Source organism: Metabacillus rhizosphaerae (assembly GCF_037201795.1).
In the GTDB taxonomy this organism is placed as follows: Bacteria; Bacillota; Bacilli; order Bacillales; family Bacillaceae; genus Metabacillus; species Metabacillus rhizosphaerae.
This window is the reverse complement of the sequence record NZ_CP147403.1, coordinates 4,602,742-4,624,922: the sequence shown is the minus strand read 5'-3', so window position 1 is coordinate 4,624,922 and position 22,181 is coordinate 4,602,742. Positions and strand designations below refer to the sequence as shown.

General features: G+C 36.7%; 19 protein-coding genes. All 19 read left to right on the top strand.

The genetic code is table 11. The features are described from left to right. The first annotated feature begins 93 nt into the window (after window positions 1-93). The 19 genes from WCV66_RS22355 (at window position 94) to WCV66_RS22265 (ending at window position 22,173) form a co-directional block, all read left to right on the top strand. Window positions 94-759 carry a hypothetical protein gene (locus WCV66_RS22355; protein WP_338786897.1) on the top strand — a complete coding sequence of 222 codons (666 nt, stop codon included), beginning with the start codon at window positions 94-96 and terminating at the stop codon, window positions 757-759. Beyond that, a complete protein-coding gene (locus WCV66_RS22350; protein WP_338786896.1) occupies window positions 752-2,458 on the top strand; it encodes a GMC family oxidoreductase N-terminal domain-containing protein in 1,707 nt (568 codons plus the stop codon). Before WCV66_RS22355 ends, WCV66_RS22350 begins: the two co-directional genes overlap by 8 nt. A 74-nt stretch (window positions 2,459-2,532) precedes the next feature. Further along, window positions 2,533-3,060, top strand: coding sequence for a DUF3231 family protein (locus tag WCV66_RS22345; protein WP_338786895.1), 528 nt, complete (start codon window positions 2,533-2,535; stop codon window positions 3,058-3,060). Window positions 3,061-3,918: 858 nt separating this feature from the next. Next, window positions 3,919-4,647 (top strand): PadR family transcriptional regulator, encoded by a 729-nt coding sequence (locus WCV66_RS22340; protein ID WP_066331517.1) that lies wholly within the window; start codon window positions 3,919-3,921, stop codon window positions 4,645-4,647. A gap of 26 nt (window positions 4,648-4,673) precedes the next feature. Beyond that, entirely contained in the window at window positions 4,674-6,416 is a 1,743-nt protein-coding gene (locus tag WCV66_RS22335; protein WP_338786894.1) for an ABC transporter ATP-binding protein, read from the top strand. A 22-nt stretch (window positions 6,417-6,438) separates the two neighbouring features. After that, on the top strand, window positions 6,439-8,232 hold the full coding sequence (locus tag WCV66_RS22330; RefSeq protein WP_338789528.1) for an ABC transporter ATP-binding protein: 1,794 nt from the start codon (window positions 6,439-6,441) through the stop codon (window positions 8,230-8,232). 116 nt (window positions 8,233-8,348) lie between these two features. Continuing rightward, window positions 8,349-8,678: an antibiotic biosynthesis monooxygenase gene (locus WCV66_RS22325; protein WP_338786893.1), complete on the top strand. Its 330-nt coding sequence runs from the start codon at window positions 8,349-8,351 to the stop codon at window positions 8,676-8,678. Window positions 8,679-9,073: 395 nt separating this feature from the next. Beyond that, the gene (locus WCV66_RS22320; RefSeq protein WP_338786892.1) at window positions 9,074-10,093 is read left to right on the top strand and encodes a LacI family DNA-binding transcriptional regulator; all 1,020 of its coding nucleotides are present in this window, start codon (window positions 9,074-9,076) and stop codon (window positions 10,091-10,093) included. 367 nt (window positions 10,094-10,460) lie between these two features. Then, window positions 10,461-11,786, top strand: a complete 1,326-nt coding sequence (locus WCV66_RS22315) for an ABC transporter substrate-binding protein (protein ID WP_083964600.1) — start codon at window positions 10,461-10,463, stop codon at window positions 11,784-11,786. An 82-nt stretch (window positions 11,787-11,868) separates the two neighbouring features. Next, window positions 11,869-12,741, top strand: a complete 873-nt coding sequence (locus tag WCV66_RS22310) for a sugar ABC transporter permease (protein WP_338786891.1) — start codon at window positions 11,869-11,871, stop codon at window positions 12,739-12,741. Further along, complete coding sequence (locus WCV66_RS22305) at window positions 12,728-13,615, top strand: carbohydrate ABC transporter permease (RefSeq protein ID WP_083964599.1); 888 nt, start codon at window positions 12,728-12,730, stop codon at window positions 13,613-13,615. The genes WCV66_RS22310 and WCV66_RS22305 overlap by 14 nt, the downstream gene beginning before the upstream one ends. Before the next feature lie 30 nt (window positions 13,616-13,645). Continuing rightward, complete coding sequence (locus tag WCV66_RS22300) at window positions 13,646-14,257, top strand: YesL family protein (RefSeq protein ID WP_066331495.1); 612 nt, start codon at window positions 13,646-13,648, stop codon at window positions 14,255-14,257. 34 nt (window positions 14,258-14,291) lie between these two features. Continuing rightward, entirely contained in the window at window positions 14,292-15,611 is a 1,320-nt protein-coding gene (locus WCV66_RS22295) for an alpha-glucosidase/alpha-galactosidase (protein ID WP_338786890.1), read from the top strand. Between the two features lie 243 nt (window positions 15,612-15,854). Beyond that, on the top strand, window positions 15,855-17,111 hold the full coding sequence (locus WCV66_RS22290) for an MFS transporter (protein WP_338786889.1): 1,257 nt from the start codon (window positions 15,855-15,857) through the stop codon (window positions 17,109-17,111). 447 nt (window positions 17,112-17,558) lie between these two features. Continuing rightward, window positions 17,559-18,236: a transcriptional regulator gene (locus WCV66_RS22285; protein WP_338786888.1), complete on the top strand. Its 678-nt coding sequence runs from the start codon at window positions 17,559-17,561 to the stop codon at window positions 18,234-18,236. A 66-nt stretch (window positions 18,237-18,302) separates the two neighbouring features. Further along, window positions 18,303-19,346 carry a PTS sugar transporter subunit IIC gene (locus WCV66_RS22280; RefSeq protein WP_338786887.1) on the top strand — a complete coding sequence of 348 codons (1,044 nt, stop codon included), beginning with the start codon at window positions 18,303-18,305 and terminating at the stop codon, window positions 19,344-19,346. 22 nt (window positions 19,347-19,368) lie between these two features. Next, complete coding sequence (gene sdaAB, locus WCV66_RS22275; RefSeq protein WP_066331482.1) at window positions 19,369-20,031, top strand: L-serine ammonia-lyase, iron-sulfur-dependent subunit beta; 663 nt, start codon at window positions 19,369-19,371, stop codon at window positions 20,029-20,031. A 24-nt stretch (window positions 20,032-20,055) separates the two neighbouring features. After that, window positions 20,056-20,922 (top strand): L-serine ammonia-lyase, iron-sulfur-dependent, subunit alpha, encoded by an 867-nt coding sequence (gene sdaAA, locus WCV66_RS22270; protein WP_338786885.1) that lies wholly within the window; start codon window positions 20,056-20,058, stop codon window positions 20,920-20,922. A 228-nt stretch (window positions 20,923-21,150) separates the two neighbouring features. After that, window positions 21,151-22,173 (top strand): LacI family DNA-binding transcriptional regulator, encoded by a 1,023-nt coding sequence (locus tag WCV66_RS22265; protein ID WP_338786884.1) that lies wholly within the window; start codon window positions 21,151-21,153, stop codon window positions 22,171-22,173. The last annotated feature ends 8 nt before the right edge of the window (window positions 22,174-22,181 follow it).

Here is a 22,181-nt window from a genome sequence, read left to right as displayed (position 1 = left end):
AATTTCTACGTTAAAAAATAACTTCTAGACATAGAAAAATAAACGCAAAATAAGATTAAGAGGAAGGGAACATACCCTAAAGGAGGATAGCTTTTGCGAACCGGAGACAACATTGGAATTCTTGACCTTCAGACAAGGACTACTTTCCGTGCACTTGTTCAGATGATTATTCAACCTATAGAATACATAGCTTCAACAAGAGGAGCCGTTCAAGTAGAAGATGCAGTGCTTGTAAAAGTATATGAATATGTTATATGGACACTTGATCATTCATTGGCTTATACAACAGAGGAACAGCTAAACTTAAATAATTCTTCAATGTCAACTGCTACAGCGCGTTTGCTGAATACTGCAGCTGCTTATTTAATTCAGTCAGGGCAGGCAAAATGTCCTCTAGACATGAGGGTGTTTACGAAAAGGACTCCGTTTACTTATCTATCGAGAAGTGATAGATTGCGTGTTATTACCTTATTAGATTGCCTTGACATTAATCTTGCAAGTTTGCCAACACCTTATACGAATAACCCTGGACTTATTCGTAATATGATGGATGTGCTAAACCAACTCACCCTATTTGGTTATTATTCAGAATGGACGGCTTATGGAACAACCCGTTTTTTACCGCCTGATAATAGACGATTAGAGTATTTTCCAATCGGTTGGTGTCAATCAAACTATCCAGGGGTAGCATTTGGATATCGTGATTTCCGAGGGCTTTTATTAATATTTCCGCACAAAAGGGGGGCGAAAAATGGCTGATCAGGATGTGATTGTAATTGGGGCAGGCGGTGGAGGGGCAGTCATCGCGAAGGAACTTGGAGAGATGGGTTTAAACGTTCTAGTTCTAGAAGCAGGTCCATGGTATGGTAACAAAAAATGGCCGCACCCGAATAAACAACCTGGAGCCAAATTTAGCTCTCAACATGTTGATTTAGATATAAATCTTTACCGACAATTGTTTAACAAATACGAAGCAAACATGAATGATTTGGTTTCCGGTAGATTACGGTGGGGACCAGCAAATCGCAGTCTTCCACAGTGGTTCCGGAAAACGAATCAAAAAGCGTTAATTTGGCAAAATTCTGGTGTAGGGGGAACAACACAAACGTATACAGCCAATTCACCCCGTGCGTTTCCAGGATCTATTGAGCATGTATGGCCTCTTTCTTATCAAGAATTGGTTCCATATTATGAAAAGGTTGAAGCTATATTGCCTGTTAATTTTGCACCCACAACTGCAAAAGAAGAACTATTCTACTATGGGGCGAAACAGGCAGGCTGGGAGCTGATTCCTACACTAAATGTAACAACCCCTGGCTTTCGTCCGCAGCCTAACGCTATATTGCCTCCTAATAAGAATCTTACTAATCCTACTATTCCACTTGAACAGTTATCTTTTTTGGAGGGCTGTACACTTGCTGGGCATTGTATAAATGGTTGTCCGCATGGACCCTCAATGGATAAAATTGCTAAGCGTTCAACAAATGTGAGCTACGTTCCGCTTGCATTAAAGACCGGTAATGTCAGAATAAGACCGAATGCGTTTACGATTAAAATCATAACTGAAAATAAAGCTGCTTCAGGCTTGAGTGCCATTGGAGTCATTGTTCGAGATGTCTGGACTGGAGAGGAGGAAGAATTGCTGGCAGATGCTGTTGTGATGGCCGCCGGGAGTATTGAAAGTCCTCGACTATGGTTAAATTCACAATTGCCTAAGAATCCTTGGGTAGGAAAAGGCTTGGTTAATCATTGTATGGACTGGTTAACGGGAATATTTGATGAAAAGGAATTGAATTTAATTTTGGGAAGCGAAAATGTAGATCCCTTTATAGGACACACATGTGGTGCTAGGCTAGATTATCCTGGATTAGGTTCTTTGCAAACTGTAGGAATGAGTCCAGGCTTAACGGCTTCTTTTTATGGAATGAGTGAATCTGGATACAATATCTTACATCCTACTATGCCAAATAGACATGAAGATTCACAGGGGCGAGTTGTTGGATATGAATTGAAAGAATTAATGACAAACTATCGTAAAACGTTAAGTATCTTAGTCTGTACAGATGATGAAGTGGATCAACGAAATGGAGTTTCGATCGATCCGTTTATTAGTGATGAACATGGACCTATTCCTACCGTACAATATAAACCTACTAAACGATCAATTATGAGACAAAGTGAACTGGCTAAAATGGCGGCTGATATTCTACGTAAAGCAGGGGCAAAAAAAATAATTAGATCTAATTGGCCTCCAGGTATAATGATTCATTTGGAAAGCACGATGAGAATGGGTTTTGTTGTTGACCAGAATTGTGAATCATATCAAGTAAAACGATTATACATTGCTGATAACAGTGTACATTTTAATAGCATAGGTGGACCGAACCCAACCCTTACAACACAGGCGCTTGCTACTCGAACAGCGGAAAAGCTAGTCGAGAAATATTTCAGTAAGTAGCATTTTTTTATGTCTAATGGAAAACATACCATAAAGAACAAAAATATATCTTATGTTTGGTGGGATAAATAAACGTGAACTTATTTGAAATAATTCATGATGCATTTGAACCATTTATGGATGATGAAAAGAAACCATTGAATGTAATGGAGGTGACCAACCTTTGGTTTTTTCTACTAGGTACAGAAACGACGATGAGGAATGAAGAAATTGGCTACAATCTTGCTCAGGATGAAGAATTAAAGCTAATATTAAAAGATGTAAAAGAAAATTTACATATTCCTATTAAAAAGGAAATTGCCGAGTTTCTAAAGAAGGAAGGAGTTCCTTTACCACAATCAACTCCGGAAAAGCCTACTTTCGAATATCAGAAAATTCCAGAGGGTGCTAAATTAAATGACGAAGAAATTGCTAATTTAATGTCATATAATTTGGCAATGGGTGTTAACTATGCGTCAAGAGGACTTACAGAATCAATTCGGTCGGATGTCGGTGTGATCTTTATGAAAATAATAATGAGAAAAACGATATATGGGTTAAAAGTAAAACGATATCTGGAACAACATGAGTGGCTTCGTATTCCCCCTTACTTTAAACCTTAACGGATTTTTAATAAATAGATGAATAAGTAAAAAACACTGAAACATAAATTATTTATCATTGTCATTTCCAATAAAAGTTAAGTATAATATAATAAATACTTACCCTTAACTAAACAAGACCGCTGGTGCTGTAACACCAACGGTCTACAATAGTCGGTTCCTATAAAGGAGTCGGCCAATAAGGTAGAAAAAAAATAATCCACCTGAGCCGCTAACTCAAGGGTGGATTATTTTTTTGAGTCAAATGATAGGATCGCTACGATTAGACTAGCAAACGCAACCGCAAACATCAAAGATTCAAAAGTCGTCAAACGGCCTCACCCCCTTTACTAGGAGTGTGCCGACACCCTTGAGAAAACCGATTCTATTGTTCGTTAATTGTAACATGATATCAATTATGAAAGTAGATGGATTAGACAAACGATTGCTTGGTGCAAAAAGCAATCATCAAATCCTCCATTCTCCCGCAGAGAAGGATTTATCTATTGCATATAGCTTTTGTAGCGTACTTTTCCATTCCCGTTAGAGTAGATTAAACATTTAATAAGCCAAGAGGCTGGGACAAAAGTATTTCAGCCAAAGAAAAACCCGAACTATCATGCGAAATTCTAATTTAGAGTTTCGTAATAGTTTGGGTTTTTTATTTATATCGCTTAATTAAATTAAAAGTTATTCGGCTTTAAGAATGGTCAATTTAGTTATGTCCCAGCCTCTTTTTTTCTTATAGAAATAAGAATTTTAAGTAACCTTATTAACAATGTTCTTATATCGGAAAAAATAATCGATATATTTATTGTGAATATTCTATATATCGATTAATATTAATCGTAATAGATAAAAATGTATTGGAGGTTTCGTATGACAGTCTTTAAAAAACAAGATATTCTCACCATTCTTACTCATATAAGCCGCAAAGACATGAATAGGATGGAATTGCTACATATTCTTAGTGACGAAATTCAAAATGTGAATCATGTAATTGATCATTTGCTTAATGAAGAATTGCTCCGCAGCAAGGAAGGAATGTTATCACTTTCAGAAAAAGGTTTAAAAAAGGCCCGCCACCTCTATGAAAAGCCTCCACACTTAAGAGAAAAAATTAAAACAAAATTCTCAAAACGAAGAGGTCTTATTCAACTAGCAATCCTCCAGCTTCTTAAGGAAGAGCCAAGACATGGGTATCAGGTAATGAAGCTATTGGAAGAGAGAAGTGATGGTTTGTATACTCCTAGTGCTGGGACGATCTATCCTGCTTTACAAGATTTGCTTGATAAAGACTTGATTTCAGTTGATGAGCAAGCGGACAAAAAAGTGTACACCTTAAATAATGTCGGTGTGGAGTTTCTTTCAGACATTATTCATGATGAGGATGATGTTTTTTGGGAGGAATGGCGCGTACGTTTAATGTGGAAGCAATCAAAGGAAGCGGCATTAGTACGGGAAGAGATGGAGAAGTTCCAATTAGAGTTCCAGTTTGCGATGAAGAATGTATTGCATGATCCGTCACTTGCACTTGAGCTTGTGTCAATTATTAAAAATGGACGGAATGAGTTGATTAACTGGTCTGAAAAGCAGGGAAGGAAATAACCAAGTACAGATAAGGAGTTTGATAAATGAAATCCATTAGGAAGTTGTTATTATACACAGAGCCCTATAAGTTTTTTATTGTACTTGCACCGTTATTAATGGCGTTAGAGGTAACGATGGATCTCTTACAACCATTGATTATGCAAAAAATAATAGATAACGGGATAGCAAATGATGATACGACATATGTCGTACAAATGGGACTATTTATGATTGCTGCTGCAATTATTGGGCTAGCTGGTGGGGTAGGATGTACGATTTACAGTACAAAAGCAGCCGTGAATTTTGCAACAGATATAAGACGTGATGTGTTTAAAAAGGTAGAAGATTTTTCAAGTGGAAATCGTGACTCGTTTGGCACTGGAAAATTAATTACGATCGTGACAAGTGATATTTCATTGGTTCAAACAGCGTTAATGATGACATTGCGAGTATTTGTAAGAGGTCCGCTTCTTTTTATTGGTAGCATTATTATTGTCTTTTTTCAGGCTAGAGAGCTGTTTCCGCTTTTATTTTTCCTAATCCCTATTTTGTTATTTTTCATTATTGTTCTGTCAAGAAAAGCCGGTGTATGGTTTAAACGAGTACAAGAAGGAATCGACCAGCTAAATACGAAACTACAGGAAAGCATTGCTGGGATAAGAGTTGTAAAAGCGTTTGTGCGTAAAGATTATGAGATTGGTCTGTTTAAGAAGGTAAATGATTCGTTAACGAAAACGACGATGACAGCTGATCAGATTATTACGATCCTGATGCCGATTTTATTGTTTGTGATTAATTGTGGAATTGTTATTGCACTCATACTTGGAGTGATACGTGTGGAAGAAGGATCAATCCAGGTTGGGGTGATTCTTGCATTTATCAACTATTTAAATATTATATTAATGGCGTTAATGTCGAGCAGTATGGTTCTTATGCAATTAATGCGCGCATTTCCATCAGCCGACAGGATCCAACAGGTATTAGAAACAAAAAATGAGATTGAAAGGTTCGAAGATTTGCGGCAGGTTACTTCTGTTGAGGGAGATATAGAGTTTAAGGATGTATCTTTTTCCTATAGTAAAAGTGGTGAACACGTGCTAAAACACCTCTCATTTACTGTCGCCAAAGGAGAAAAAATTGGCATAATTGGACCAACGGGAAGTGGGAAAACGACGCTAGCAAAGCTTTTGCCAAGATTGTACGATGTTGGCCAAGGAGAAATTCTCATTGATGGCGTTAATCTGAAGAATCTCAATCTAGAATCCCTTCGTTCGTCGATTGGCTATATTACACAAAAGCCGATCTTATTTTCTGGTAGTATCGAAACCAATCTTAAATATGGTAAAACTTCAGCAACTAATGAAGAGCTTAAAAATGCAGCTAAACATGCTTGTGCTACAGAGTTTATCGAGGGGTTTGAGGACAAATATGCCCATCAACTAACCCAAGGAGCGACAAACCTGTCAGGTGGTCAAAAGCAACGATTATCGATTGCGAGAGCCTTTATTAGAAAACCATCAATCCTAATTTTAGATGATGCTACATCAGCAGTTGATGCTCGATCAGAGGCAACCATTCTACAAGCCTTGGAATCTGATTTTCATAACACAACCACATTTGTGATTGCTTCGAAGATTTCATCGATTATTAAAGCAGATAAAATTCTTGTCATGGATGATGGAGAAATTATTGGCAATGGGACACATCAACAACTGCTTGAGAACTGTCCTTTATACCAAGAAATTTACAATACACAAGCTGAGAAAGGAGGGGTAGTTGTTGAGTAATCAAACCAATAGTGTAACCAAAATGCAGCAATTAACAGGTGGGGGAGGTCCAAAAGGAAGAATACCTGGTCCACCGGTTAAAACAAAGGACCCGAAGGGGACTTTGCTTCGAATTTGGAACTATATGGAGAGACAAAAGACTGGTTTGTTGTTATCAACACTATTTGTCATCCTTTCTTCTTTATTAAGTTTACTAGGTCCATATTATATTGGGGTGATCATTGACCACTATATTATTCCCAAGGATGTGTCTGGTACGATCAGAATGGCTGGTCTACTGCTTGGGATTTATTTTTTTACATCCCTTTTTACTTGGCTACAGGCCTATATAATGGTTAATGTTTCATTAAAAACGATAGGTTCCCTTCGTGAGGATTTGTTTACAAAGCTTCAGACACTATCCTTACATTTTTTCGATCGCCATAAGCATGGGGATCTAATGAGTCGATTCACGAATGATATTGAAAGCCTTAATCAAGCGCTAAGTCAAAGCGTCATCCAGATCATTTCATCGATTTTAACTGTTATAGGTGTGACGATTGCTATGTTTTCTTTGAACTGGGTCTTAGCAATTGTATCCTTTATAACAATTCCCCTGATGCTTTTTGTGACGAAAAAAATCGTTAGTATAAGTCGGAAGAACTTTTCAAAACGACAAAAGGATATGGGGGACCTAAATGGATTTATTGAAGAATCAATTAGTGGTGGAGAGGTTATTACGCTGTTCGGTAAGGAGGATGATACGTTTTCTGAATTTCATGTGGTCAATGAACGACTACGTCAATCTGCGATGCGCGCGGACATGTTCTCAGGACTTCTTGGTCCGTCAAATAACTTTCTCAGCAACTTAGGTTTAGGGCTAGTGATTGGTGTGGGAGCGATTATGGCGTTAAAAGGAATGACAACCGTTGGAATCATTGCTTCATTTGTAACGTATTCACGGCAATTTTCAAGACCGATTAACCAGATGTCAACCTTACTTAATGCGATTCAAGCAGCACTAGCTGGAGCTGAACGTGTTTTTGAAACGATGGATGAAGTGCCTGACTTAAAAGATAAAAAAAATGCTATCTCTATAAGCAAGTTTCTAGGGGATATCGAGTTTTCGGATGTTGAATTTAGCTACGACAATGAAAAAAAGATTCTTAAAAATATTGATTTTTCAGCTAGTGCCGGTGAGATGATAGCCTTAGTCGGGCCAACTGGCTCTGGGAAAACAACGATCATTAATTTACTTATGCGTTTTTACGATAACGATTCAGGTGAAATTCTTATAGACGGCAAAAATAGTAGGGATTATAAACTAAGAGATTTACGAAAAAGAATCGGAATTGTGCTACAGGATCCGTATTTATTTTCTGGAACAGTCATGGAAAATATCCGTTATGGCAGACTTGATGCAACCGATGAAGAAATTATTCAAGCTGCCAAAACAGCATCTGCTCATGGGTTTATTAAGCATTTGCCAGCGCAATACCACACAATGATTACTGCTGGTGGATCCAATATAAGTCAAGGGCAAAAACAACTGCTATCAATCGCAAGAGCAATCCTAGCAGATGCCGATATTCTAATTCTAGATGAGGCAACATCTAATATCGATACGCGAACTGAGGTTGAAATTCAAAAGGGACTTCGCAATCTAACAAAAGGAAAAACCAGCTTTGTTATTGCTCATCGATTGAGAACAATCGAGCGTGCGGATCAAATTTTAGTCATTAAAGATGGGGAATTAATTGAGCAAGGAAATCATGCAGATTTATTAAAACAACGTGGATTTTATTATGATCTTTACGCAAATCAGCTTAGTATTTAGATTAATAACAAATATGGATTTACGACCGAAAAATAAGCATATTTACTAACGAACAAGAACTTATTTTGCAAAACAAGTAAATGACAAACCACAATATATTTGAAAGGATGATACAAATGTTTGTAAACACAGCAACCTTTGAAATTGAAAAAGCGTACGAGGAGCGACTTGTAAATAAGCGTAAAAAAGACAAAGCACAGATAGCGGAGGCGAAAGGAATCCTTTCCTTTGAATGCTGGCGTAGAGAAAACAAAGACACAGTTGAATTTGTCTATGTATCAAAATGGGAATCACAAGCTGCCTTCAAAGCATGGATTTCAAGAGATGAACATGTTAACGAGCATAAGGAAATGAACAAGCGAAAAAAGGACAATGAGGAAAAAGAGCAAGTGAAAATGAAAAAGACTTTACGAGCATTTGAGCTTTATGATAGCTCTGATAATTAAATGAAGGTTGTGCTTTACGGTGTTGCTTTTTAGAGCAATGCCGTTTTTTAATTATAGGATAAACATTAAATATTTGTTTTCTTAAAATAGAAAAATTAACTAAAGGGGAAAACTTTAGTAAATTAATGGATTGCCATTTCTTACGTGGTATGGAAAATCAGGAGAGGTAATTTTTAGAAAAAGTTTACTAATGTTTTTTGAAATTATTCTTATAATATTAAATATATTACTATAAACCTTTGTTGTATTACGGTAAATTAATTATAAAAATTATTAAAAAATATGTTGAAAGCGCTTTAATAATTTGATAACCTTTAAATATAAAGTAAATATTTGGTGAAAAAATACATGGCATTGCCTTTAAATAATTCAAATGTAGTGAGGTAGTTCAAAATATGGCAACGATCAAAGATATTGCAGCAAATGCGAATGTCTCGAGTTCAACGGTATCAAGGGTATTAAACAATGATCCTACGATATCAGTAACTCATGAAACAAGGGATCGGATTTTAGAGGTCGCAAAGCAATTAGGTTATAAAACGGTAAGGAAGCGAAAGACTGAACAAAAGCTTACGCAATCAAATAGCCCACGGATTGGAATTTTTTTACCACATACCCTTGAGGAACAAGAAGATGGTGTAGATGATCCTTATTTAACTTCCATTAGGCAAGGTGTTGAGAGTGAGTGTCTCAATAGAGGGATTTTCACCAACAAGGTCATGCGTTTATCTGATGACCATCAAGAGCAGATCATTGACGACATTGATGGATTGATTGTGATTGGTAGTATAGATATTAATGTGATGCACTTAGTAAGAAAATGTTCAGACAATATTGTATTTGTTAATTGTTCTCCTGATGAGGATAAGTTTGATTCGGTTGTCATTGATTTCGAAAAAGCGACTACCAGCGCATTAAAACACTTATTAGACCAAGGATATAAAAAAATTGGTTATATCGGCGGGAAAGAGAGATTTAAGAATCAGGTAATTGAGGATAAGCGTCATACGACTTTTGTGAAAATATTGAAATCAGAAGGGCTTTACAACGAAGATCACGTTTTTATTGGCGAATATACAATGACACATGGATACGAGTTAATGAAAACGATCATTAAAAAGGGAAATCTTCCTGAAGCGTTTTTTATAGGGAGTGATTCTATGTCAATCGGGGCTATGCGTGCTTTGCGTGAGGCAAACTTGAAAGTTCCTGAGGAAATCGCGATTGCAAGCTTTAATGATATTCAAATGGCGAGATTTGCAAGCACGCCATTAACAACAGTTAAGGTTTATACCGAGCAAATGGGGCGTACAAGTATTCAATTGCTATTAGATCGCATCGCTGGTCGTGAATTACCACTTAAAGTAACGGTCCCGACTAAGTTAATCGTTCGTGATAGCTCAGGGTTAAAATAGGAAATTAACATTAGAGCCTTTTTAGGAGGTGATGTTAGGCGTTGAAAAAGTGTCATTTTACTAGTAAGCAATAAGCAAGGGGGATCCTGTCAACAGAAAAAAGAGATCAAGAAGTCATAGAATACGAGAAAATCAATTTTGTAGAATTAACGCGATGGGGGCTGTCCTCCATTTTGATTATTTTTCGTCCTTCTGCTTTATATTTCTGAAATCTTCTTCTTCAGCAACTCTGTGGGGAACGAATTTAAGGTGGTGATGTACATACAAGGAGTAAGCAATGAACAGGTAACGTTTCTGTTTCACACTATAGTTATTTAACATTAGATTGAATCGAATGCTATATTGAATTTAAATTGGGGGGAAATGTATGAAGAAAACGAAACTTGCATTTTTATTTCTTGCTTTATTGCTAGTAATGGTACCAGTTCTACAAGGTTGTAGTGATTCTAGTAGTTCAAGTTCGACAGGTTCCGATTCAAAGGATTCAGGTGAAACAGTTAATTTAACGTTTTCTGCTTGGGGAAATCCAGCTGAAATCAAAGTATATCAAAAAGCTGTTGATGGCTTTATGAAAGAAAACCCAAATATCAAGGTAAAACTTGTACCAATCCCAAGTGATGGTTACATTCAAAAATTACAAACACAACTTCAAGGTAGTCAAGCTCCAGATGTTTTCTACGTCGGTGACGGTGATATTTCAAAAATCATTGAAACTGGTAAACTTGCTCCACTTGGTGAATTCATGAATAGCTCTGAAAGCTATGCAAAACCTGATGAATTTGCTGAAGGTTTATGGGGTGCCGCAAAAAAGGATGACGAAATTTATGGGATTACAGTTGATTGTAATCCAATGTTACTCTACTACAACAAAAAATTACTTTCAGAATTAGGTATTAAATCTCCACAAGAATATTTCGATGCAGGTGAATGGAATTTCGCAGCAATGGAAGAAGTAACAAGTCAGTTACGTGAAGGCGGAAAATATGGATTTATCGCTGATAATGGATGGGCTTCATTATTTAGCTGGATCTGGGCAAATGGTGGAGAAATTTACAATAAGGAAACAGGCGAATTTGTATTAGATCAAAATGAAAAAGGTATGGAAGCAATGGAATTCCTTGCAAAAATGGTAAAAGATAAAAACTTTACGTATACTGGGTCCCTACCAAAAGGACAGGGTGCAGAGGCAATGTTTATGTCTGGACAAGTTGGTATGGTAGCTGCAGGTAGATGGTTTACTCCTTTATTCAATGAAAACAAATCGTTAGAGTGGGATTATATTTCTTGGCCATCAAACACTGAAAATAAAACTGAGCCAGTAGGTATCCCAACTGCTTATCTTGCTGCAAACAATGATTCAAAGCATAAAGAAGAAGCAATGAAGTTCGTAACATACTATACATCTAAAGTTGGCCAAGAAATGCGTCTAGCTGGTGTAGGTAATGCGATTCCATCAATTGGTGGTATTGACGAAGCTGTAACAGATTCGAAGGTTCCTGAACATGTTGACGTAATCATTCAAGCGCGTGAACAAGGTTTTGCAAATGCTATCCAATCGACAATTCCAGGATTAGATAAAGAGGTAAATGACATTATGGACTTAATGTATCTTGGAAAAGATGATGCGCAAACAACAGTGACAAAATTAGCTGAAAAAGCAAACACAATGATTGCTGAGCATAAAGGTGAGTAACTAATTCAGGTAAATAGGTGGAGATCGATGTTTAAATAGGCGCCTTTCTCCACCGCATCTATTACAGAAGAAGGTGAAATCATTGGGAAAACGTCAAAATCTTTGGGGTTATACGTTTTTAGCTCCGCAATTAATTGGTTTACTAGCATTCTCTTTAATTCCAGTTCTTTTTACATTAGCTCTAAGCTTTATGAAATGGGATGGGTTTGGTGCAAAAGAATTCATTGGTCTCGCAAACTATGTTGATCAATTCACAGAACCTGATTTTTGGAAGGCATTAGTAAATACAGCTTATTATACGATTTTAGTTATTCCATTTAGTATTGGGATCTCTTTAGCCGTCGCGATTGCCCTAAACAAAATTAAAGGGAAGGATTTTTATCGCCTGTTCTATTTCATGCCTGTTGTAACAAGCTCAGTATCCATCGGTGTGATTTGGATGTGGATTTTAAACGGTGATTTCGGAATTTTGAACCAAGTTTTAGCTAACATTGGAATCGATGGACCGATGTGGTTAACGGATACAAAATGGGTGATGCCTTCAATTGCCATATTAAGTATATGGTGGGGATTAGGTCATAATATGGTTATTTTCTTAGCTGGTCTTCAAGGAATTTCAAGGTCCTATTACGAAGCGGCAGATATTGATGGTGCAAATAAGTGGCAGCAATTCCGCCATATTACATTACCTTTATTATCACCAACCACTTTCTTTATTACAATCATGGCGATCATTTCTTCGTTCCAGGTGTTTGACCAAGCTTTCGTCATGACAAGTGGTGGACCGGCAAAATCGAGCTACACATTTGTCTATCATATTTATGAAGCTGCATTTGTAGACTTCAAAATGGGTGTAAGCTCTGCAGCTGCGATGATTCTTTTTGTTATTATCTTAATTTTCACATTAATCCAGTTTAAGATGTCGCAAAGGTGGGTTCATTATGAAGATCAGTGATGCTCAAACGAAAACGATCCCAAATCAACAAGTATCGATAAAGCTAGGGAAGAAAATAAAACCAACAAGAATTTTGCTTCATATTGTGTTAATTTTCGGGGCATTTTTGATGGTAGCTCCATTTTTGTGGACAATAAGTAGTTCTCTTAAGGATATGTCACAAATTTTCCTTGTACCACCAAAATGGCTTCCAGATCCAGTAACATTTCAAAATTATCCGAACTCATTAACTGCGATGCCATTTGGAAAAGCATATTTTAATAGCTTTTATATAACAGGATTAGTCGTCTTTCTTAATATTCTAACATGCTCTATGGCTGCATATGCATTTGCAAAAATCCGTTTTTACGGCTCTAATGTTTTGTTCATTTTGTTTCTAGCAACAATGATGATTCCTAAGCAGGTTACAATGGTTCCGCTTTATTTGATCATGGATAAGCTCGGATGGATTGATACTCACTTAGCGATCATCGTTCCTGCTGGTTTATTTAATGCATTTGGAGTGTTTTTATTACGACAATTTATTAGAGGGATTCCAAATGAATTAGAGGAAGCAGCTGTGCTTGATGGAGCAAATCCATTACGGATTTACTGGAGTGTTATATTACCATTAATTCGACCAGCATTAGCAGCATTCGGTATTTTTTCATTCATGGGTATATGGAATGGCTTCTTAGAACCATTAATTTACCTGTCAACACCTGAAAAGTTTACTGTACCTTTATTATTAAACACGTTTAAAGGTCTTTACTTTACAGATTGGTCACTTATGATGGCAGGAACGACAATTTCTATTATTCCAGTAATTGTTGTGTATATCATTGCACAGAAACAAATCATTGAAGGTATCGCTTTAACTGGTTCGAAGGGTTAAAAAGAACAAAAGTGGAACGGGGTGGTTCGTGTGAATAAATTAATGTTATTTTTTGATTGGATCTATCGTTTACTCTACTTAAATGCTTTGTGGGTACTGTTTACTGTTGCAGGTTTGGTTGTTTTTGGACTATTCCCTTCCACTACTTCAATGTTTTATATTGCAAAAGAATGGTTAAACGGAAACAAAGATTTTCCCGTCTTTAAGACATTTTTCACTAAATTCAAAGAAGAATTTGTAAGATCTGAAATAATAGGAGCGATTGTAGTAGGAATAGCCGTTTTACTTTATTTTGATCTTCAATTCTTCTTTCAAAAAGATGGAACAATCTTTTACATTTTAAGATATCTCATGCTAACTGTAGCGTTTTTATATGTAATGATTCTCGCATTTTTGTTTCCACTTTTTGTCCAAATGAAAATACCACTTGGAGAATTTTTTAAGAATGTCTTGTTTATTAGTATCACACGAATCCTACATAGTGTGATAATGGCAGCCGGGTGTTTCACAATATTTGTTGTTTTTGCAAAGTTCGCTGGGTTATTTATCTTCTTCTTTGGAAGCACTATTGCTTTCTGGTTAACATGGAACGCGAAAATTGCATTAAACAAGATACACCAAAAGCGGGAGATTTATCAATAAGAATGTAAAATGAAAAATGGAAGGAAGATGAGCATTGTCAAAAATCACTTTTATCGGCGCAGGTAGCACAGTTTTTGCAAAAAACGTATTAGGAGATTGTATGTTTGTTCCTGCATTAGCAGGCTTTGAATTTGCCCTTTTCGATATCGATGAGCAGCGTTTAAAAGATTCAGAAAATATGTTGAATAATTTAAAGAATAATTACAACAGCAACATCACGATTAAATCCTACTCTGATCGTAAAGAAGCGTTACGAGAAGCGAAATATGTGATCAATGCAATCCAAGTTGGTGGCTATAAACCGAGCACAGTAATCGATTTTGAAATTCCTAAAAAATACGGCTTGCAGCAAACAATTGCTGACACAACGGGTATTGGTGGGATTTTTAGAGCACTTCGTACAATTCCAGTTATGTTGGATTTTGCAAAGGATATCGAAGAGGTTTGCCCAGACGCTTTATTCTTAAATTACACAAATCCAATGGCGGCTCTAACTGGAGCAATGCTACGTTATACAAATGTAAAAACAATTGGCTTATGCCATAGCGTTCAAATCTGCACTGAGCATTTGTTTAGAGATTTAGAAATGGACCATGAAGGAATTGAAGAGAGAATCGCAGGCATTAATCATATGGCGTGGTTATTAGAGGTGAAACGAGACGGGAAGGACCTCTATCCAGAAATCAAACGTCGTGCAAAGGAAAAACAAAAAACAAAGCATGATGATATGGTACGTTACGAATTAATGGATAAGTTCGGCTACTACATCACAGAGTCGTCCGAGCATAATGCAGAATACCACCCATATTTTATTAAGAAAAACTATCCAGAGTTAATTGAAAAATTCAATATTCCGCTTGATGAATACCCACGTCGCTGTGTTTCTCAAATTGAGAGATGGGAATCGATGCGTGAAGAAATGGTTAATAACAGTCAATTAACCCATACTCGTTCACATGAATACGGCTCACGCATCATCGAGGCAATGGAAACAAATGTCCCATTTAAATTTGGCGGAAATCTCCTAAATACAGGTCGTTTAATTAGTAATCTACCAGAAAATGCGGTTGTAGAGGTACCATGTGTCGTTGATCGTAACGGGATTATGCCAACATACATTGGTAATCTACCAGAGCAATTAGCAGCTCTAAATAGAACAAATATCAATACACAGCTATTAACAATCGAAGCAGCTATTACAGGGAAACGAGAGCATGTATACCAAGCAGCAATGTTAGATCCGCACACAAGCGCAGAACTATCCATGGACGACATCATCGCAATGTGTGACGAACTAATTGAAGCACACGGTGAAATGTTACCACAGTTTGTGAATAATAAAGTAGAAGTTTAATTGATTTTGTGATTTTGGGGACAGTCCCTCACCACTTTAAAGCTTTAAAACAGTGGGGGACTGTCCCTATTTTTTTAAAACACTCATTTTCTTCAGCAAATTTCAAGGATTCCTAGTATACTATTAAATAGTAAGATATTGGATGAAGGGATGAAACAATGCGACTACTTAAACATAAGTGTGTTGTCTCACAGAATAATCTTATTGCTTACAAAAAACACTTATTAGGCAGGTCTACATAAAATGAATATTGAAACAGTTCAACAAGTTCGTCCTAAGAGAAAATACATACCCCTTCCTTTTCTAGTAATATTTATTGGTTATTTAGTTTTCGGATTCTCAGAGAATATTAAGGGTCCTGCAATTCCGCGTATACAAACTGATTTTGCAATTGATGAATTACAAATTGGTATGCTTTTAGCCTTTAACTCGCTCGGGTTTTTACTCGCTTGTAGTTTTACTGGGGTATTAACATCAAGGTATGGGATAAAACTATCTAGTCTATTGGCGTTTGGTTCTATGACAGCAGCTGGACTATTTATTTATTATTCAAGTCATTATTTTACGTTTTCACTTTCTTATTTCTTTATGTATATTGGAAATGGCATGCTTGAAATTGCGTTAGCGATCTTAGCGGCGCGTGTTTTTACGAAGAATACAGGATTTATGATGAATCTATCACATTTCTTCTATGGATTAAGCTCCACTGTTGCCCCAATTATGGCAACTGGATTAATGGGGATGCATGTTTTTGGAGGTGAATTAGGGTGGCGTGGGATGTATGTCCTTATGCTTTCCTTATGTCTTATTCCGATGATCCCGACTATTTTTAGTAAATTCCCAGAGAATAATGCAACGGTAGAAGAAAGGATTCCATTAAAAGTGTATATTAAGGATCCTGCTGCTTGGTTCATTATTATCATCCTTTCTTTAGGGGTTATTGCAGAGTTATCAATGGCGGGTTGGCTTGTTAATTTCTTGGAAAAATCCTATCATTGGAGCTCAACTGCATCATCAGCAATGTTATCTGTATTTTTTCTCTGCTTTATGCTAGGGAGACTTTTATTAGGAGTAATTACAGATAAAATTGGGTTTATGACATCACTTATCATTTTTTCTGCGATTGCAGGAATTGCGACGATTCTTGCTACTTTGATTGGATCCTCTGGAGTATGGTTATTTGCTTTGGCGGGTATTGGGATCGCGCCGATCTATCCAACAGTCATGGCGTTATTAGCAAAGCGCTACCCGAATGGAATTGATGCTGCAATTTCATTTACAGTTACCTTAATGGGAATTGCGGTTGTGGTAGGTAATTTTATGATCGGGGCGATAATCGACTTTTTCAAGGAATGGTTCAGAAGCCTCCATGGGGCCGAAATTGGCTTAACACGTGGATTTCAAGCAGGGTTTATTTTTATCGGATTATGTGCGTTGCTTTGTTCGGTAGCGAGTGTTATATTGTATCGTTATTTGCAGAGAAAAAACGAAGTGATTTAAGGTAGGGTGCATACTTATATAAACAGTCTAAAATCTCATCGATTTTAGGCTGTTTTTTATTTGACGCTCAAAAGACTAGTATCAATAAATATTTCAATTAAGTTGCGAGGTAATATTTAGGTACTTATGAGGAATAAGAGAAACTAGTTAAATTGTGAAATAAAGAATGTAATAAAGAATAATTGTATTTTTAGAATAGTAATATTCACTCGCGTTCTTGTAAATGGGTATAAGTGAAAAGTGTTAAATAGTTTGTTTGTTATGAATATTAAGATTAATATTGCTGTTTTAATTGAATTTTACAAATTTTTAATAACTGTTAAAATTTTATTTTAATCATGTAATTATTATGTTAAGATACTTTTGTACATAAGAGGTGGTTAGGTTTTCGGCCTTTTATTTTTTATTCTTTCTGAAAGCGATTACAGAGTAAAGGAGTGTTTGAGTTTGAGAGATCATAATAAACCAATTTTTGACTTGGCAATTCGGACAGCCGATATGCTAGTGAAAATGTATGGTACAAGATGTGAAGTGGCTGTTCACGATTTTAAGGATTTAAAAAAATCACTCATTTATTTAGCTGGTAATGTGACGGGAAGAAAAATTGGATCACCGATTACCGATTTAGTCCTAAAGGAATTAGCGAAACCAGAAGAGGGAATTAAGGATATTCCTAATTATAAAACCCAGACCCCAAAAGGTCAGATTATGAAGTCGTCAACCATCTTTTTACGAGATTACGAGGAAAAGCCGATTGGTGCTCTCTGTATTAATTACGATATTAGCCTTTTTGTCCAGTTCGGTGGTGAAATTGAGGAATTTATTCATTTTGACACGAATGAGACAACAACAGAAAGTTTTTATTCTACTGTTCAAGATGTTATTCATGGCATGGTAGATGAAGTTCTTCTTAGCTTTAAAAAGGCTCCTTCAAGTATGACGATCGAAGAAAAAGTTGAATGTGTCCGGATTCTTGACAAAAAAGGAACGTTCTTGATTAAAGGTGCCACTGAATATGTTGCACACGCCTTAGGTGTTTCAAAGTTTACAGTCTACAATTATCTTCAAAAAATAAGAATGATCAATGACTATCAACTTGGGGAAGCTGAAAAGGCAAAAATTTAAACCTTAAATAAGCGAATTCACTAAAAAATATAGATTGTAAGAATACAATATAGAGGAGAGAGACACATGGAAATTTTAAAAGGTACTGTTTTATTATTACTTGTTTTAGCTTTCTTTACATTATTCAGCTACAAAGCTCCTAAAGGAATGAAAGCGATGGGAGCACTTGCAAATGCAGCGGTAGCAGCCTTTTTAGTTGAAGCATTTCAATTATATGTAGGTGGAGATTTATTAGGCATTGAATTTCTTGGTGAGGTAGGAACTGCTGCTGGAGGTATGGGAGGAGTTGCTGCTGCAGCACTTGTTGCTCTTGCTTTAGGTGTTTCTCCTGTGTATGCTTTATTACTTGGCGTTTCTTGTGCAGGAATGGGTTTATTACCTGGTTTTATTGCAGGCTATCTCGTAGCCTTCCTAGTGAAAATCATTGAGAAGAAATTGCCAGCCGGTTTAGATCTAATTGTAACGATACTTGTTGCAGCACCACTTGTACGTTTAATTGCTAAATATATGAGTCCTGTTGTAGATGCAACCTTGCTTAATATTGGAGGAATTATTTCTGAGACAGCAAATAGTAATCCAATTTTAATGGGGATTATTTTAGGTGGAGTTATCACAGTTGTAGCAACAGCACCTTTAAGCTCAATGGCATTAACTGCGATGCTCGGATTAACAGGCCTACCTATGGCAATTGGGGCGTTGGCAGTATTCGGTTCTTCATTTATGAATTATGTTTTATTTGATCGTTTGAAATTTGGAAATAGAAGAACAACGATCTCTGTTGCGATTGAACCGTTAACACAGGCAAATATCATTTCTGCAAATCCGATCCCGATTTATGTAACAAATTTTATCGGCGGTGCAGCTGCAGGTATTGTTGTTGCGCTGGCAGGATTAATTAACAATGCACCAGGGACGGCAACACCGATTGCTGGGCTTGCGGTTATGTACGGATTTAATGATCCTTTAAAAGTAACCGTAACAGCATTAATTTGTGCGGCAGTTGGTGCGCTTAGCGGATTCCTAGGTTCAATTATTTTCAAAAACTTTAAGATCCGTACATTGGCTGAATTGACTAAAGAGGAATCACAACCTGTACAAGAGGTAGCATAAATTACAAAAGGGTGATAAAGAAATGAAATATAGATCAGCTTTTGATATTATCGGGCCAATTATGATAGGCCCTTCGAGTTCACATACAGCTGGGGCAGCTCGAATTGGTCGTGTCGCAAGAACATTATTCGGAAAAGAACCAAAAAAAGCAGTAATTTCTTTATATGGTTCGTTTGCGAAAACATACAAAGGCCATGGAACAGATGTAGCTATTGTTGGAGGTTTACTGGATTTTGATACTTTTGATGAACGAATTCCACAGGCGATCCAATTGGCTGATCAAGCAGGAATCGAAATTGAGTTTATTGTTGAAAATCTAGTGACTGACCATCCAAATACAGTCAGAATTCATTTGTTTGATGATGAAAAAGAACTCGATGTCGTAGGCATTTCGATCGGTGGTGGAACGATTGAAATAACGGAATTAAATTCCTTTAAGCTTAAATTATCAGGAGAATATCCAGCCATACTCGTCGTTCATCAAGATCGATATGGTGTGATTTCAGGTGTGACAAATATTTTAGCAAAGTATCAATTAAATATTGGACATATGGAAGTATCTCGGAAAGAAAAAGGCAATATGGCAATGATGGTGATCGAAGTTGATCAAAAAATTGAAGATATCGTTATTCAGGAAATTGAGAGTTTACCAAATATTACTCAGACAATCAGAATGGTAGAGTAATTATGGGGAACAGGGAGGTTTAGTATGTTTAGAAACGTAGCAGAGCTTGTCGCGCTTGCAGAAAGCAAACAAGTGAAAATAGCAGAAGTGATGATTCAACAAGAGATAGAGGTTACGGGACTTACACGAGAAGAAATAATAGAAAAAATGGACCGAAATCTAACTGTCATGGAGCAGGCAATTGAACGGGGTCTAAAGGGTGTCCAATCTTTCTCAGGACTTACAGGTGGAGATGCTGTATTATTACAAAAATATATAAAAAGTGGAAAATCTCTAACTGGAACTATTTTGTTAGATGCAGTAAGTAAGGCGGTAGCCACGAACGAGGTTAACGCAGCGATGGGAACGATTTGTGCAACACCTACAGCAGGCTCAGCAGGAGTGGTACCAGGTACATTATTCGCTGTGAAGGAAAAGTTAAACCCAACTCGTATGGAAATGATTGAATTCTTGTTTACATCAGCAGCATTCGGATTTGTCGTAGCAAATAATGCTTCCATCTCAGGTGCAGCTGGTGGCTGTCAGGCAGAAGTGGGTTCGGCTAGTGGAATGGCAGCTGCAGCAATCGTTGAACTTGCTGGTGGAACACCTGCACAATCAGCAGAAGCAATGGCCATTACACTGAAAAATATGCTCGGTTTAGTATGTGATCCTGTTGCTGGTTTAGTTGAGGTGCCATGTGTCAAGCGTAATGCAATGGGTGCTTCAAACGCAATGACTGCAGCCGATATGGCATTAGCGGGGATTAAAAGTAAAATTCCTTGTGATGAAGTCATCAATGCAATGTATTTAATCGGACAATCCATGCCATCTGCACTAAGAGAAACAGCAGAAGGCGGCCTAGCTGCAACACCAACAGGCAAGCGACTCGAAAAAGAAATATTCGGATAAACCCTTTTAATGATGTAGAAGATGAATATAAAATCATAAATAAAAGGATATTTATTATAAAGTATGAGGGGTAGCTGGTTGTTAGGAAACTTTTTCTAGTACATCTGGTATGTGCCATACCACATACAGATAATCGATTTGAACTTGTTGTAATGCCTATTAAACTTATATAATGGAGAATATGAACAATAAGGACTAATCGATTTCTAGGAAAGGGGGTTGAGCGTGTTGGCAGTTACAATAAAAGATGTGGCAAAGGTAGCAAACGTTACCCCTTCAACAGTTTCAAGGGTCATCTCAAACAGCCCAAGAATAAGTGAAAAGACTAAAAGGAAAGTTCGTCAGGCAATGGAAGAGCTTGGATATTTGCCAAACTTTAAAGCAAGAAGTCTAGCAAATAGATCGACTCAAACAATTGGTTTAGTCATGCCTAATTCAACAGATAAGGTATTTCAGAATCCATTTTTTCCTGAAGTTATTCGTGGGATTAGTAAAATTGCACATAGTATGGAATATGCTTTACATATATCTACAGGAGAAACAGAGGAAGAGATTTATGAAGGTCTTGTCCGCATGGTACAAAGTGGTAGGGTAGATGGCGTTATTTTACTTTATTCTCGGATCAATGACAATGTTATGTCTTTTTTAGAGGAAAAGAAATTCCCTTATACAATCATAGGGAAACCGTATCTTAATAGTGATGGGATTTCTCATGTTGATAATGATAATTTTAGTGCAGCAAAGGAAGTAACCAAGTACTTGTTGAAGCTTGGACACAAAAGAATTGGATTTGTTGCTGGTTCTTTGAATTTAATGGTTACTTTAGAACGAAAACGTGGATATGAATCGGCACTATTAGATTCAGATATAACAATTAACAATGATTATATAGTTCATGAAGAGTTTCTAAGAGAAGGTGGGCAAGAGGCTATTTCGGAATTATTATCTCTAAAAGAACCTCCTACTTCATTAGTGGTGGCAGATGATTTAATGGCATTTGGTATGCTTAATACATTGGATGAAATGGGTCTTAGAGTACCTGACGATATTTCAATCATTAGCTTTAATAACCTCTTATTATCAGAGGTATCAAGACCACCTCTAACTTCAGTGGATATAAATATTTATAATTTAGGGTTACAATCCGCAAAATGCTTGATTGAAAAAATTAAACAACCTGATGAACCAGCAAAACGAATTATTATTCCTTATAAGGTGATTGAAAGAAACTCCTGTAAAAAACTGAGTTAAATGATGAT

What these genes read in the sequence shown, in the direction of transcription:
- WCV66_RS22280 (WP_338786887.1), top strand. Translation starts at nt 18,303, where the DNA reads ATGGAAATTTTAAAAGGTACTGTTTTATTATTACTTGTTTTAGCTTTC.
- WCV66_RS22290 (WP_338786889.1), top strand. Translation starts at nt 15,855, where the DNA reads ATGAATATTGAAACAGTTCAACAAGTTCGTCCTAAGAGAAAATACATA.
- WCV66_RS22350 (WP_338786896.1), top strand. Translation starts at nt 752, where the DNA reads ATGGCTGATCAGGATGTGATTGTAATTGGGGCAGGCGGTGGAGGGGCA.
- WCV66_RS22330 (WP_338789528.1), top strand. Translation starts at nt 6,439, where the DNA reads ATGCAGCAATTAACAGGTGGGGGAGGTCCAAAAGGAAGAATACCTGGT.
- WCV66_RS22320 (WP_338786892.1), top strand. Translation starts at nt 9,074, where the DNA reads ATGGCAACGATCAAAGATATTGCAGCAAATGCGAATGTCTCGAGTTCA.
- WCV66_RS22325 (WP_338786893.1), top strand. Translation starts at nt 8,349, where the DNA reads ATGTTTGTAAACACAGCAACCTTTGAAATTGAAAAAGCGTACGAGGAG.
- WCV66_RS22335 (WP_338786894.1), top strand. Translation starts at nt 4,674, where the DNA reads ATGAAATCCATTAGGAAGTTGTTATTATACACAGAGCCCTATAAGTTT.
- WCV66_RS22340 (WP_066331517.1), top strand. Translation starts at nt 3,919, where the DNA reads ATGACAGTCTTTAAAAAACAAGATATTCTCACCATTCTTACTCATATA.
- WCV66_RS22315 (WP_083964600.1), top strand. Translation starts at nt 10,461, where the DNA reads ATGAAGAAAACGAAACTTGCATTTTTATTTCTTGCTTTATTGCTAGTA.
- sdaAA (WP_338786885.1), top strand. Translation starts at nt 20,056, where the DNA reads ATGTTTAGAAACGTAGCAGAGCTTGTCGCGCTTGCAGAAAGCAAACAA.
- sdaAB (WP_066331482.1), top strand. Translation starts at nt 19,369, where the DNA reads ATGAAATATAGATCAGCTTTTGATATTATCGGGCCAATTATGATAGGC.
- WCV66_RS22305 (WP_083964599.1), top strand. Translation starts at nt 12,728, where the DNA reads ATGAAGATCAGTGATGCTCAAACGAAAACGATCCCAAATCAACAAGTA.